Raw genomic sequence first — 13764 nt, forward strand, 5'->3', positions numbered from 1 at the left:
TTTTATCGGATGGGATCGCTATGGCAGACATTACCTTAATCAGTGGCAGTACCCTTGGCAGTGCCGAATATGTTGCAGAGCATTTGGCTGAACTGCTGGAGAAGGATGATTTTTCCACTGAAATTCTGCATGGCCCTACGCTTGATGCACTACCTGAAAGCGGTATATGGCTAGTGGTGACGTCTACACATGGTGCGGGAGAATTCCCTGACAACCTGAAAGCACTGTTTGAACAGCTGGAACAGCAAAAGCCCGATCTTTCTCAGGTGAGTTTCGGTGCGGTGGGGATCGGTAGTAAAGAGTACGATACGTTCTGTGGCGCGATCCAAACAGCGGATCGTGTATTGGCTCAATTAGGTGCCAAACGGATCGGTGAAATCCTCGAGATCGACATCACCCAGCATCAAATTCCAGAAGATCCAGCAGAAGAATGGCTAGGATCGTGGGTTAATTTACTCAAATAAGATGAAATATTCGGCAGTTGAATGTGGATAACTATGCTTAATTCAGGTGTAAAAGCCGTAGTTATCCCAATAACAACCCAAGTATGTTTTTTGACCTGTGCATAAACCCGCATTAAGATCCCAGCTTATACTGTCCAGGATCACCGATCATTCACAGGTAAGGATCAACGCCATTCTCTTGATCTTTAATATGAATAATCACTTATCCACACAACATGACGATCCTAATAAGAGATCTAATAAAGAGATCTTTAAATAAAAAGATCTTTCTTTAATTAACGAGGATCCAACGGACTTGGTCGTTGGCTCAAAGTTGAGTAGAATCCCCATCCCAGGGCAAATAACGATCGTTCGCCACTCATCATTCGCGATAATGCGAGGAGCAGTACCATGTTTTATCCAGATCCATTTGACGTCATCGTGATCGGTGGCGGTCATGCCGGAACAGAAGCAGCCATGGCTTCTGCCCGAATGGGCCAACAGACGCTTTTGCTCACACACAATATTGATACGCTGGGACAAATGTCTTGTAACCCGGCGATTGGCGGTATTGGAAAAGGTCATCTGGTTAAAGAGATCGATGCCATGGGAGGCTTGATGGCGCGTGCCGTCGATCAGGCTGGTATACAGTTTAGGATACTAAACAGCAGTAAAGGCCCGGCAGTCAGAGCAACGCGCGCACAGGCGGATCGCGTGCTCTATCGTCAGGCGGTTCGCACCGCACTGGAGAATCAGCCAAACCTGACGATCTTCCAACAAGCGGTTGACGATCTGATTGTGGAAAACGATCGCGTCGTCGGTGCTGTTACCCAGATGGGACTAAAATTCCGTGCAAAAGCCGTGGTGTTGACGGTAGGCACTTTCCTTGATGGCAAAATTCATATCGGGCTGGATAACTACAGCGGTGGCCGTGCAGGCGATCCGCCTTCTATTCCATTAGCACGTCGTCTGCGTGAACTGCCTTTGCGCGTCAACCGCCTGAAAACCGGTACGCCGCCACGTATTGACGCCAGAACTATCGATTTTAGCGTGCTGGCTCAACAGCACGGTGACAACCCGATGCCGGTTTTCTCGTTCCTGGGTAATGCGAGCCAGCATCCGGCGCAAATGCCGTGCTACATCACGCATACCAATGAGAAGACCCACGATGTGATCCGTAATAATCTGGATCGTAGCCCGATGTATGCCGGGATCATCGAAGGGATCGGCCCACGCTATTGCCCGTCGATCGAAGACAAAGTCATGCGCTTTGCCGATCGAAATACGCATCAGATCTTTCTTGAACCTGAAGGCCTGACCAGCAACGAAATTTATCCTAACGGGATCTCTACCAGTTTGCCGTTTGACGTCCAGTGGCAGATTGTTCGTTCAATGGCAGGGATGGAGAATGCGCGCATTGTTCGTCCTGGCTATGCGATTGAGTACGATTTCTTCGATCCTCGCGATCTGAAACCTACGCTGGAAAACAAATTTGTTCATGGCCTGTTCTTCGCTGGACAGATCAACGGAACAACAGGTTATGAAGAAGCGGCCGCACAGGGCATGCTGGCTGGGCTGAATGCAGCTCGATTGGCTGTCGATAAGGAAGGCTGGTCTCCACGACGCGATCAAGCTTATCTCGGCGTACTGGTTGACGATCTCTGCACACTGGGGACGAAAGAACCCTATCGTATGTTTACCTCGCGCGCTGAATATCGTCTGATGCTGCGCGAAGATAACGCCGATCTGCGTTTGACTGAAATGGGTCGCGAGCTGGGGATGGTCGACGATCATCGCTGGGCACGTTTCAACGAGAAGCTCGAGAATATTGAGAAAGAGCGTCAGCGTCTGCGCGATATTCACGTTCACCCACAATCTGAGCAGCTAGATCAGGTCAACTCACTGCTGAAAACGCCGTTGTCCCGTGAAGCGAACGGTGAAGAACTGCTGCGTCGCCCGGAAGTGGATTACGTTCAGCTTACTGCGCTACCGCTGTTTGCCCCAGGATTAACCGACGAACAGGCCGCAGAGCAGGTTGAAATTCAGGTCAAATACGAAGGGTATATTGCTCGCCAGCAGGATGAAATCGAGAAACAGCAGCGTAATGAAAATGCACTGCTGCCTGCCGATCTGGATTACAAACAGGTGAGTGGATTGTCCAATGAGGTGATTGCCAAGCTGAACGATCATAAACCTTCGTCGATCGGTCAGGCTTCACGGATTTCTGGCATTACGCCTGCGGCGATCTCCATTCTGCTGATCTGGCTTAAAAAACAGGGTCTGCTGCGCCGTAGCGCCTGATTTAAGGTAAACTTATCCCCTAAATAGCCGGTTCTCCGGCTATTTTTATTATTAACCTCATATTTTTCATCGGGATCTTATTGTGCGCAACACACTCGATAATCTGCTAAACGCGGCTGGCATTGTGATTTCAGATAAGCAAAAAAATCTTCTGATACAGTATGTTGATATGCTGAATAAGTGGAACAAAGCTTATAACCTGACGTCGGTACGCGATCCGCAGCAAATGCTTGTCCGCCACATCATGGACAGTATCGTGGTTGAGCCACATTTACACGGACAGCGTTTTATCGATGTGGGTACCGGACCTGGGTTGCCGGGAATTCCATTGGCAATTGTTCGTCCTGATTCGCATTTCACTTTGCTGGATAGCCTGGGTAAGCGTGTGCGCTTCCTGCGTCAGGTTCAGCATGAACTACAGCTTGAAAACATCACGCCAGTGCAGAGTCGCGTTGAGGCGTTTCCAGCAGAACCCCCTTTTGATGGGGTGATCAGTCGGGCATTTGCCTCTTTGCAGGACATGATTAGCTGGTGCAGCCATCTTCCGGCCAGACCGACAGGGCGGTTTTATGCTCTAAAAGGCGTACTTCCAGAGGATGAATTGTCATCCTTGCCACAAGATGTCCTATTAGATCAGGTTGTTCGCTTATCCGTTCCCAGTCTGGAAGGTGAGCGCCATTTGGTCGTGCTTAAACCAAACTAATTTTGTTTTTTATCAAAAAAATTATAACTAAATATTGCATGTCAGGATGCCACCTCGTCTATCGGTGGCATTGTTCTGGAACGTATCGCGATCACTGAAATTTTACATCTTCGTTTTTTCAGCGTTGTCCTTTTGCTTTCGCACTGAATAATAACGAGCGAAAATAAATCATAGGCATCAAAATTTAGTTATTTTTGTGTTAATTGAGTAAAAAAACGATATCAATAATGTCAATAGGTGGTTGAAACGTTGTTTATTGCGATTTTTGGATAGTGTTTTTATTAACTTATTGAAATTAAATAAAATAAATACGTTTTATTGCTAAGGACAAAAAAAGATACATCCTGTTGTAAATATTCGTAAGCCATTTTATGTGAGTCATATCACAGATTGGAGGCCTTTAGAAATTAATGACACCAGACATGAGTCGCGAGGATTGTTAGTAAAAACGGGGCTTCAGAAAGAAATTTAAATAATTGTTCACCTTTTCGCTACTTATCGATTGAATTCGCAGGTATGACCCGTATAATTTGCTCGTTTTTTGCTGCTTGACTCAGTGGTGTAAAGGCAGTTTTATACGTCATTCGGTATACCTCTGAAAAGGTACGGAGAGAGCAAACGTCATGCCTGTATCCCTTTACAGCGGAAAAGTAGCCTTAAGGCTGCTGTTGTTACAGTTAGTGACTTTTGCTTTGTTGAGTGCTGTTTTCAGCCTCAATAGCGTCAACGCTGCTGCTTCTGCATTAGGCGGAGGATTGGCAGCCTGGTTACCGAATGTGTTGTTTGTGCTGTTTGCCTTGCGTCATCAGTCACACAAGCCTGCTGATGGGCGTGTGGCCTGGTCATTCGCGATTGGCGAGGCGCTTAAGGTATTTATCACCATTGCACTGTTAGTGGTGGCGTTAGGCGTGTTTAAAGCGGCATTCTTTCCGCTTGGCCTGACTTATTTATCGGTGCTGGTTATGCAGATCGTGGCACCGGCCGTAATTAATCGTTGCCGTAATTAACAACAAAAGGGTAAGAGACATCATGGCTGCTGGAGAAATCTCTACTCCGCAAGAGTATATCGGTCACCACTTGCAGCATTTGCAGGTCGGGACGGGTTTTTGGGCGATCAACGTCGATTCGATGTTTTTCTCCATCGCTCTTGGGGTCCTCTTTCTGGTTATCTTTCACCGCGTAGCGAAACGTGCGACCAGCGGTGTGCCAGGTAAGCTGCAAACGGCTGTCGAACTGATTATCGGTTTCGTTGATGGCACCGTACGCGATATGTTCCATGGCAAAAGCAAACTGATTGCTCCTCTGGCGCTGACCATTTTCGTCTGGGTTTTCCTGATGAACCTGATGGACTTGCTGCCTATCGATCTGTTGCCGCAAGCCTGGGCGGGCATTTATAGCTTGCTGGGATACGATCCGGCGCATGCTTATCTGCGTGCTGTGCCGACGGCCGACGTGAACATCACGCTGTCGATGGCGCTTGGGGTGTTTATTCTGGTTCTGTTCTACAGCATCAAAATGAAGGGTCTCGGTGGTTTTGTTAAAGAACTGACCATGCAGCCGTTCAACCATCCAGTATTTATTCCTATCAACCTGATTCTTGAAGGTGTCAGCCTGCTGTCCAAACCTATTTCCTTAGGCTTGCGACTGTTTGGCAATATGTATGCGGGTGAGTTGATCTTCATCCTGATTGCCGGTCTGTTGCCGTGGTGGTCACAATGGCTGTTAAATGTGCCTTGGGCTATTTTCCACATTTTGATTATTACGCTTCAGGCTTTTATTTTCATGGTTCTGACGGTTGTTTATCTCTCGATGGCATCTGAAGAGCATTGATTTTCTTTCAACAAATAACGTTTTTAACTGAAACAAACTGGAGACTGTCATGGAAAACCTGAGTGTGGATCTGCTGTACATGGCTGCCGCGTTAATGATGGGTTTGGCGGCAATCGGTGCTGCGATCGGTATCGGCATTCTGGGTGGTAAATTCTTGGAAGGTGCTGCTCGTCAGCCTGACCTGATTCCTTTACTGCGTACACAGTTCTTTATCGTCATGGGTCTGGTTGACGCCATCCCGATGATCGCTGTTGGTCTGGGGCTGTATGTGATGTTTGCGGTGGCCTAAGCAGAATGTTTTCTGCTGAGGTTAAAACATCAACTTATTTAACTTTGAAAGAGGCATTGTGCTGTGAATATTAATGCAACAATCCTCGGCCAGGCCATTGCGTTCGTCCTGTTTGTCTGGTTCTGCATGAAGTATGTATGGCCGCCGATGATGGCAGCCATCGAGAAACGTCAGAAAGAAATTGCTGACGGTCTGGCTTCTGCTGAACGTGCCAAAAAAGATTTGAACTTGGCTCAGGCCAATGCGACAGATCAACTGAAGAAAGCCAAAGCGGATGCTCAGGTTATCATCGAGCAGGCGAACAAACGCCGTGCTCAGATCCTGGATGAGGCGAAAGCTGAAGCGGAAGCTGAACGTAACAAGATTGTGGCGCAGGCGCAGGCTGAAATCGAAGCCGAACGTAAACGCGCTCGTGAAGAGCTGCGTAAGCAAGTTGCCGTATTGGCGATTGCCGGTGCCGAGAAAATTATTGAACGTTCCGTGGATGAAGCTGCTAACAGCGACATCGTTGATAAACTGGTCGCTGAACTGTAAGGAGGGAGGGGCTGATGTCTGAATTTGTCACGGTAGCTCGCCCCTACGCCAAAGCAGCTTTTGACTTTGCGGTTGAGAATCAGGCCTTGGATCGCTGGCAGAACATGCTGGCGTTTTCGGCCGAAGTAGCGCGCAATGAACAAATTGCCGAATTGCTTTCTGGTGCAGTCGCACCGATTGAGCTGGCGAAAACGTTTATTGCCGTTTGTGGTGATCAACTTGATGAAGCCGGTCAGAACCTGATTAAGGTGATGGCCGAGAACGGACGTTTACCAGTGCTTCCTGAAGTACTGGAACAATTTATTCAACTGCGGGCAGCACTGGAATCGACGGTTGACGTCGATGTGATTTCTGCCAACACGTTGAGTGAGCAGCAGCTGTCGAAGATCGCTGCCGCTATGGAAAAACGTCTGTCACGCAAAGTGAAGCTGAATTGCAAAATTGATAAGTCTGTCATGGCCGGCGTGGTTATCCGCGCGGGCGATATGGTGATAGATGGCAGCATTCGCGGTCGTCTGGAACGTCTGGCAGACGTCTTGCAGTCTTAAGGGGACTGGAGCATGCAACTGAATTCCACCGAAATCAGCGAACTGATCAAGCAGCGCATTGCTCAGTTCAATGTGGTGAGCGAAGCTCACAATGAAGGTACTATTGTTTCCGTCAGTGACGGAATCATCCGCGTCCACGGTCTGGCAGACGTGATGCAGGGAGAGATGATCTCTCTGCCGGGTAACCGTTATGCGATCGCACTGAACCTGGAGCGCGACTCCGTTGGTGCGGTAGTCATGGGGCCGTATGCGGATCTGGCTGAAGGCATGAAAGTAAAATGCACCGGCCGTATTCTTGAAGTTCCAGTTGGTCGCGGCCTGCTGGGTCGTGTGGTCAACACGCTGGGCGCACCGATTGACGGTAAAGGCGCACTGGATCACGACGGTTTCTCTGCAGTTGAAGCGATTGCGCCTGGCGTTATCGAACGTCAGTCCGTTGATGAGCCGGTACAAACGGGCTACAAGTCCGTTGACGCCATGATTCCAATCGGTCGTGGTCAGCGTGAGCTGATTATCGGTGACCGTCAGACGGGTAAAACCGCACTGGCCATCGACGCCATCATCAACCAGCGTGATTCCGGCATCAAATGTGTGTACGTCGCTATCGGCCAGAAAGCGTCCACGATTTCTAACGTGGTACGTAAACTGGAAGAGCACGGCGCACTGGAAAACACCATTGTTGTTGTTGCTACCGCGTCTGAGTCTGCTGCTCTGCAATATCTGGCACCGTATGCCGGCTGTGCGATGGGCGAGTACTTCCGTGACCGCGGTGAAGATGCGCTGATTATTTATGATGACCTGTCTAAACAGGCCGTTGCTTATCGTCAGATTTCTCTGCTGCTCCGTCGTCCGCCAGGTCGTGAAGCTTATCCTGGTGACGTTTTCTATCTCCACTCCCGTTTGCTGGAGCGTGCATCGCGCGTTAACGCCGATTACGTTGAAGCATTCACCAAAGGTGAAGTGAAAGGGAAAACCGGTTCGTTGACCGCTCTGCCGATCATCGAAACGCAAGCGGGTGACGTTTCTGCGTTCGTTCCAACCAACGTAATTTCTATTACCGATGGTCAGATCTTCCTGGAATCCAACCTGTTTAACGCCGGTATTCGTCCTGCGGTTAACCCAGGGATCTCCGTATCCCGTGTGGGTGGTGCAGCACAGACCAAGATCATGAAGAAACTGTCCGGTGGTATTCGTACCGCTCTGGCACAGTACCGTGAGCTGGCAGCATTCTCTCAGTTCGCTTCCGATCTTGATGATGCAACCCGTAAGCAGTTGAGCCACGGTCAGAAAGTGACCGAGCTGTTGAAGCAGAAACAGTATGCGCCGATGTCTGTCGCACAGCAGTCTCTGGTTCTGTTTGCGGCGGAACGTGGTTATCTGGAAGATGTTGAGCTGTCGAAAGTCGGTAGCTTTGAAGCGGCACTGTTGGCTTATGCTGACCGTGAGCATGGCGAACTTCTGCAACAAATCGACCAGACTGGCGCTTATAACGATGAGATCGAGGGCAAGTTTAAAGGCATCCTCGATACTTTTAAGGCAACCCAGTCCTGGTAACGCCCGGTGGCCTGCTGTAAAGCAGGCCGCAAGGCTTTGAGGAGAAGCAAAGATGGCCGGCGCAAAAGAGATACGTAGTAAGATCGCAAGCGTCCAAAATACGCAGAAGATCACCAAAGCAATGGAAATGGTCGCCGCTTCCAAAATGCGTAAATCGCAGGATCGTATGGCGGCCAGCCGTCCTTATGCGGAAACCATACGCAATGTGATTGGTCACCTTGCGTTAGGAAATCTGGAATATAAACACCCGTACCTGGAAGAACGCGACGTTAAGCGCGTTGGGTATCTGGTGGTGTCTACTGACCGTGGCCTGTGTGGTGGTTTGAACATTAACCTGTTCAAGAAACTGCTGGCTGATATGAAATCCTGGAGCGACAAAGGCGTTGAAACTGATTTAGCGCTGATTGGTTCCAAAGCGGTCTCTTTCTTCGGTTCGGTAGGCGGAAACATTGTTGCTCAGGTTACCGGTATGGGGGATAACCCTTCCGTATCAGAATTGATCGGCCCGGTTAAAGTTATGCTGCAAGCCTATGACGAAGGTCGTCTGGACAAGCTGTATATCGTAAGCAACAAGTTTATTAATACCATGTCTCAGGAACCGCTTGTTGTTCAAGTGTTACCGTTACCGCCTTCGGATGACGGTGAGTTGAAGAAGAAAGCCTGGGATTACCTGTATGAACCCGATCCTAAGTCGCTGCTGGATACCCTGCTGCGCCGTTATGTAGAATCTCAGGTTTATCAGGGCGTCGTAGAAAATCTGGCTAGTGAGCAGGCCGCGCGAATGGTTGCGATGAAAGCCGCGACCGATAACGGCGGTAGCCTGATCAAAGAGCTGCAGTTGGTATACAACAAAGCTCGTCAGGCCAGCATCACCCAGGAACTCACCGAAATCGTCGGGGGAGCCTCCGCGGTTTAAAGCAGGTTTACGAATTACGTATTGTCGAATTACGTAGAGGATTCAAGATGGCTACTGGAAAGATTATCCAGGTAATCGGCGCCGTGGTGGACGTCGAGTTCCCGCAAGATGCCGTACCGAAGGTGTACGATGCGCTTGAGGTAGAGAACGGCGCTGAAAAACTGGTGCTGGAAGTGCAGCAGCAGTTGGGCGGCGGCATTGTTCGTTGTATCGCAATGGGTTCTTCTGACGGCCTGCGTCGCGGGTTGAACGTGAATAACCTGGACCACCCGATCGAAGTACCGGTAGGTAAAGCAACGCTGGGTCGTATCATGAACGTATTGGGTGACCCAATCGACATGAAAGGCGACATCGGCGAAGAAGAGCGTTGGGCTATCCACCGTTCAGCTCCGAGCTATGAAGAGCTGTCAAACTCACAGGAACTTCTGGAAACCGGCATCAAGGTTATCGACCTGATGTGTCCGTTTGCCAAGGGCGGTAAAGTGGGTCTGTTCGGTGGTGCGGGCGTAGGTAAAACCGTAAACATGATGGAGCTGATCCGTAACATCGCGATCGAGCACTCCGGTTACTCCGTGTTTGCAGGCGTAGGTGAGCGTACCCGTGAAGGTAACGACTTCTACCACGAAATGACCGACTCCAACGTAATCGATAAAGTATCACTGGTGTATGGCCAGATGAACGAGCCGCCGGGTAACCGTCTGCGCGTAGCATTGACCGGTCTGACCATGGCGGAAAAATTCCGTGATGAAGGCCGTGACGTACTGCTGTTCGTCGATAACATCTACCGTTATACCCTGGCTGGTACGGAAGTATCTGCACTGCTGGGTCGTATGCCTTCTGCGGTAGGTTATCAGCCGACGCTAGCGGAAGAGATGGGCGTTCTGCAAGAACGTATCACCTCAACCAAAACCGGTTCTATCACCTCCGTTCAGGCCGTTTACGTTCCTGCGGATGACTTGACGGACCCGTCACCAGCCACCACCTTTGCTCACTTGGATGCAACCGTGGTACTGAGCCGTCAGATCGCTTCTCTGGGTATCTACCCGGCCGTTGACCCGCTGGATTCTACTAGCCGTCAGCTGGATCCGCTGGTTGTTGGTCAGGAACACTATGATGTTGCTCGTGGCGTGCAGTCTATTCTGCAACGTTACCAGGAACTGAAAGACATCATCGCGATTCTGGGTATGGACGAGCTGTCTGAAGAAGACAAGCTGGTGGTATCCCGTGCGCGTAAGATTCAGCGCTTCCTGTCTCAGCCGTTCTTCGTAGCGGAAGTATTTACCGGTTCTCCGGGCAAATACGTTGCCCTGAAAGACACCATCCGTGGCTTTAAAGGGATTATGGAAGGCGAATACGACCACCTGCCAGAGCAGGCGTTCTACATGGTTGGTTCCATTGACGAAGTCGTGGAAAAAGCCAAGAAACTGTAACGCCTTGTAGGAGGGTGACATGGCTATGACTTACCATCTGGATGTCGTGAGTGCAGAGCAGCAAATGTTCTCCGGTCTGGTGCAGAAGATCCAGGTAACGGGGAGCGAAGGCGAACTGGGTATTTATCCGGGACATGCCCCTCTGCTCACTGCCATTAAGCCGGGTATGATTCGTATCGTTAAGCAGCACGGTGAGGAAGAGTATATCTATCTTTCTGGCGGCGTCCTTGAGGTGCAGCCGAATATTGTCACCGTACTGTCTGATACCGCTATCCGTGGGCAGGATCTGGATGAAGCACGTGCGCTGGAAGCGAAACGCAAAGCTGAAGATCATATCCGCAATTCGCATGGCGATGTGGATTATGCTCAGGCTTCCGCAGAGCTGACTAAAGCGATTGCGAAGCTGCGTGTTATCGAGCTGACCAGAAAAGCGATGTAACAGATAAGCTTGCAATAATTGAAGGCCAGTCAGTTCACACTGACTGGCCTTTTTGCATTTAAGTCTATGTTACATATAAAAATGCCTGCGAGAGCAGGCATTTTTGGTATGACAAAGTGCGTCGAGCGATAGTAACGGATAGATCGTAAAGACGCTGTGAATACGTCCATGTACGCTCGGCTTGCGCAATATGAATCTCATCCCTGAGATTCACCCTTGCAGGGCCGTCGCAAGCGACGTTCAAAAGCGTTCCTGACGCTTTTGTCCATGGCGCAAACGCTTTACTCTTCTATTCCGTTACTACCGTTTCCGTTCGGTAAATAGGTTTCCCACCACCTTAATTGGGATACTTGAAGCCCTTATTTTTTCTTCAGGAAGTCGCCAAGTACCAGATTGCCTTTGGCATCACGCGTAAACGTCTCAGGGATGGCTACCGATACGAAATTATTTACGGTGATTTCCTTACCTTGCGCGTTAACCGAACGGTCGCCTTTGATGAAGTAGTTGGTGTTATCGATATTGCCGACAACCGCATCATCATATTTACCCGCTTTGGTTTTCAGCGAAACGTTGTTCTTGAAGACGCCTTGTTTTTCCGGACCAGAGTAAGGGCTTGGGCGGAAAATGAAGTTAAAGCGTTCGTTATCTAACGCGATGTTGTCTTCAACGATCAAGGCACCAGGGTTGAAGTTGTCAGTGAAACCATCAAGTTTGTTGCCCACAGCAATGCTGTTTTTAACCTGATGCGCCACTGGCTGGCCTTCACCACCCATTTTGAAACCGTTGCTGGTGTTGTTCATGGCAATTGAATTCTCGATCACCACAACGCCGTTTGCGCCGTCTTCAATTTTGTTAAACAGGTCGAAGCCGTCATCGATGTTGTTGTGCGAGAACGCGCCGCGAATCACGTTGCCTTCACCCACACGCATTTTCACCGCGAAACCGTCGGCGTTAATTTTGCCTGGGTCCTGATTACTGTGAGATTCTGAATTCAGAATCAGGTTATGGCTAGCCCACAGCGGTCTGCCTACATCGGCCGTCGAAGTCACCTGAATACCGGTATCGTCAGCGTGGTGCGCCAGAACGCGTTCGATGGTGTTGTAACTCCCCTCGATACGGAACGGTTTCTCTGTGATTTCAATCCCTTTAACATGCCAATGGTTTGCTTTCAGCTGTAGGCCATGAATCACGGCTTTATTGCCGACAGCAAACAGGTTCTTGACGGTTTTTTGCTGGCCGCTGGCGCTGACAGGGATTTCAGTTGCGCTGTAATCACCATCGTTGAGCCAGATTGTGCCACCAGCTGGCAGAGCGGCGACGGCGCTGGCTAAATCGATAGGTGCATTTTTACTGCCGTCATTGCTGGCTGAACCTTGTGGCGAAACATACAGATTTTTAGCGTCTGCGTAGGCCACTCTTTCAACCTTGAACGTGCTCTCTTTTACTGCTTTATCATCGCCTTCCGTAGGCTGGTAGGCAATCTTGAACTCAGCGCTATTACCGGCAATTTTCGCTGGCAGAGATAAGGTTTCTCCCGCTTTTACCTGCTTCGCTTCACCCAGAGGCTGACTGTTTTGCGACACCGTGATCGTGCCGGCGTAGTTGGCTCTGGCCTGAACGACATAGTGTTCGCTGGTGGTTTTAGGCGATGACATCACCTGGAGCAAAGGATCATAGGCCTTAGCCTTGAACTCCGGTGACGCTTTGGTCTGCGCCGGCGTGGTAGTCAACTGTGCATTGCTGACGGTGATTTTGGCGTTACGGGAAGCAAAGAAACCGACGTAGTAGTGGTCTTTATCCAGCTTGGTGACGACGTCCGCGCCTTTGACTTCTTTTGATACCCAGTTATCCGTGCCTTTCGGCGCATAAGAGGTAATAAAGCCGTCATTGGTACGTTCCAGCTTCAGACGGAACGTCGGCGTTTGCTCCAGATTCACATTTTCCTGGTAGCTGGTCTTGGTAATTTTCGCACCGGCATTGCCCCACGGCTGTGTGACGCCATTACGCAAAATAGCCTGCAATTTGATTTCGGTATGAGACTTCTTATCCTGCGTCATGATGGCGTTCATCACCATGTTGGATGCCGCAGGGAACTCCTCATACCCTTCTTTCAGCGGTTCCTGACGCGGCACGCCGATAATATCGCGCACCAGAATTCCGGCCCCTTCCTGAGCCGCCGGCTTAGCGCCGTTTTCTGGCCCAAACTGTTCCACGGTAATGTCAGACTGAAGCGTAAAATTCACATTCGCAGGCAACTGCGTATAGAAGAACGTCAGCCCGTCATGGGTGTTGGCAATCTTTCCGCCACGACTTTCGATCGTGATAGGGGCGGACAAATCAGCGTTATCCCCCGGTGCTAATTTCTTGCCATTAATGGTGACGTCGTTAACACCAATCTTTTCCGGCAGGACATTGGATGAGAAGTTTACGTCTGTTGATTGACCAAAGGCGATGCCGTGCCAGACAGGGGTTGATTCTGTCGCGGCGTGTGTACTAAAGCTAAAGAGTAATGCATTCGTCAACGCGACGGCTGCGAGGCGTGAAGAACGGTGTTTCCGTAATGAATCACATTTTGGTGAAGAACAACGTTTCATTGTATCTCCTTCGTTATTGAATTATTCGCCCGCGTATATTGCTATAAATGAAACGCTGTTTCTTTTGTGTGTGTCACAAATGGAAATACTTAAAAACAAAGTCTGTTTTTTATGAAACCCTGTGTCATTTCTGTTTAGGTTGAGAGTATGGTGCTTGTATCTTCTTCTCGTGAACATTCGTCG

The 13764-nt window shown here is 49.7% G+C and carries 13 protein-coding genes; 12 read left to right on the forward strand and 1 reads right to left on the reverse strand.

The features are described 5' to 3' along the window. Positions 1-20: 20 nt before the first annotated feature. The 12 genes from mioC (at position 21) to MYB54_RS21770 (ending at position 10987) form a co-directional block, all read left to right on the forward strand. The gene (mioC, locus tag MYB54_RS21715; protein WP_010300101.1) at positions 21-464 is read left to right on the forward strand and encodes an FMN-binding protein MioC; all 444 of its coding nucleotides are present in this window, start codon (positions 21-23) and stop codon (positions 462-464) included. Positions 465-854: 390 nt separating this feature from the next. Further along, complete coding sequence (gene mnmG, locus MYB54_RS21720) at positions 855-2744, forward strand: tRNA uridine-5-carboxymethylaminomethyl(34) synthesis enzyme MnmG (protein WP_205605636.1); 1890 nt, start codon at positions 855-857, stop codon at positions 2742-2744. A gap of 82 nt (positions 2745-2826) precedes the next feature. Then, positions 2827-3447, forward strand: coding sequence for a 16S rRNA (guanine(527)-N(7))-methyltransferase RsmG (gene rsmG, locus MYB54_RS21725; RefSeq protein WP_014917155.1), 621 nt, complete (start codon positions 2827-2829; stop codon positions 3445-3447). Between the two features lie 623 nt (positions 3448-4070). Then, the gene (gene atpI, locus MYB54_RS21730) at positions 4071-4454 is read left to right on the forward strand and encodes a F0F1 ATP synthase subunit I (RefSeq protein ID WP_014917154.1); all 384 of its coding nucleotides are present in this window, start codon (positions 4071-4073) and stop codon (positions 4452-4454) included. Between the two features lie 22 nt (positions 4455-4476). Further along, positions 4477-5277 (forward strand): F0F1 ATP synthase subunit A, encoded by an 801-nt coding sequence (gene atpB / locus MYB54_RS21735; RefSeq protein ID WP_010681467.1) that lies wholly within the window; start codon positions 4477-4479, stop codon positions 5275-5277. A 49-nt stretch (positions 5278-5326) separates the two neighbouring features. Beyond that, a complete protein-coding gene (gene atpE / locus MYB54_RS21740; protein WP_005976545.1) occupies positions 5327-5566 on the forward strand; it encodes a F0F1 ATP synthase subunit C in 240 nt (79 codons plus the stop codon). A gap of 63 nt (positions 5567-5629) precedes the next feature. Beyond that, a complete protein-coding gene (gene atpF, locus MYB54_RS21745; RefSeq protein WP_010681466.1) occupies positions 5630-6100 on the forward strand; it encodes a F0F1 ATP synthase subunit B in 471 nt (156 codons plus the stop codon). Positions 6101-6114: 14 nt separating this feature from the next. After that, positions 6115-6648, forward strand: coding sequence for a F0F1 ATP synthase subunit delta (gene atpH, locus MYB54_RS21750; protein ID WP_014917153.1), 534 nt, complete (start codon positions 6115-6117; stop codon positions 6646-6648). 12 nt (positions 6649-6660) lie between these two features. Beyond that, on the forward strand, positions 6661-8202 hold the full coding sequence (atpA, locus tag MYB54_RS21755) for a F0F1 ATP synthase subunit alpha (RefSeq protein ID WP_005976551.1): 1542 nt from the start codon (positions 6661-6663) through the stop codon (positions 8200-8202). A 52-nt stretch (positions 8203-8254) separates the two neighbouring features. Beyond that, on the forward strand, positions 8255-9118 hold the full coding sequence (gene atpG, locus MYB54_RS21760; RefSeq protein WP_005976554.1) for a F0F1 ATP synthase subunit gamma: 864 nt from the start codon (positions 8255-8257) through the stop codon (positions 9116-9118). Between the two features lie 47 nt (positions 9119-9165). Beyond that, positions 9166-10548, forward strand: a complete 1383-nt coding sequence (atpD, locus tag MYB54_RS21765) for a F0F1 ATP synthase subunit beta (RefSeq protein ID WP_014917152.1) — start codon at positions 9166-9168, stop codon at positions 10546-10548. Between the two features lie 19 nt (positions 10549-10567). Continuing rightward, the gene (locus MYB54_RS21770) at positions 10568-10987 is read left to right on the forward strand and encodes a F0F1 ATP synthase subunit epsilon (protein WP_010300077.1); all 420 of its coding nucleotides are present in this window, start codon (positions 10568-10570) and stop codon (positions 10985-10987) included. A gap of 359 nt (positions 10988-11346) precedes the next feature. On the opposite strand, the gene pelX is transcribed toward MYB54_RS21770, so the two are convergent. Continuing rightward, a complete protein-coding gene (gene pelX, locus MYB54_RS21775) occupies positions 11347-13581 on the reverse strand; it encodes a pectate disaccharide-lyase PelX (protein ID WP_248721349.1) in 2235 nt (744 codons plus the stop codon). Between the last annotated feature and the right edge of the window lie 183 nt (positions 13582-13764).

The sequence above is a fragment of the Pectobacterium nicotianae genome (genome assembly GCF_023272715.1).
Taxonomy (GTDB): Bacteria; Pseudomonadota; Gammaproteobacteria; order Enterobacterales; family Enterobacteriaceae; genus Pectobacterium; species Pectobacterium brasiliense.

Coding starts and splice junctions, on each gene's coding strand:
- mioC (WP_010300101.1), top strand. CDS start 21: ATGGCAGACATTACCTTAATCAGTGGCAGTACCCTTGGCAGTGCCGAA.
- mnmG (WP_205605636.1), top strand. CDS start 855: ATGTTTTATCCAGATCCATTTGACGTCATCGTGATCGGTGGCGGTCAT.
- atpI (WP_014917154.1), top strand. CDS start 4,071: ATGCCTGTATCCCTTTACAGCGGAAAAGTAGCCTTAAGGCTGCTGTTG.
- atpB (WP_010681467.1), top strand. CDS start 4,477: ATGGCTGCTGGAGAAATCTCTACTCCGCAAGAGTATATCGGTCACCAC.
- atpE (WP_005976545.1), top strand. CDS start 5,327: ATGGAAAACCTGAGTGTGGATCTGCTGTACATGGCTGCCGCGTTAATG.
- atpH (WP_014917153.1), top strand. CDS start 6,115: ATGTCTGAATTTGTCACGGTAGCTCGCCCCTACGCCAAAGCAGCTTTT.
- atpA (WP_005976551.1), top strand. CDS start 6,661: ATGCAACTGAATTCCACCGAAATCAGCGAACTGATCAAGCAGCGCATT.
- atpG (WP_005976554.1), top strand. CDS start 8,255: ATGGCCGGCGCAAAAGAGATACGTAGTAAGATCGCAAGCGTCCAAAAT.
- atpD (WP_014917152.1), top strand. CDS start 9,166: ATGGCTACTGGAAAGATTATCCAGGTAATCGGCGCCGTGGTGGACGTC.
- MYB54_RS21770 (WP_010300077.1), top strand. CDS start 10,568: ATGGCTATGACTTACCATCTGGATGTCGTGAGTGCAGAGCAGCAAATG.
- pelX (WP_248721349.1), bottom strand. CDS start 13,581: ATGAAACGTTGTTCTTCACCAAAATGTGATTCATTACGGAAACACCGT.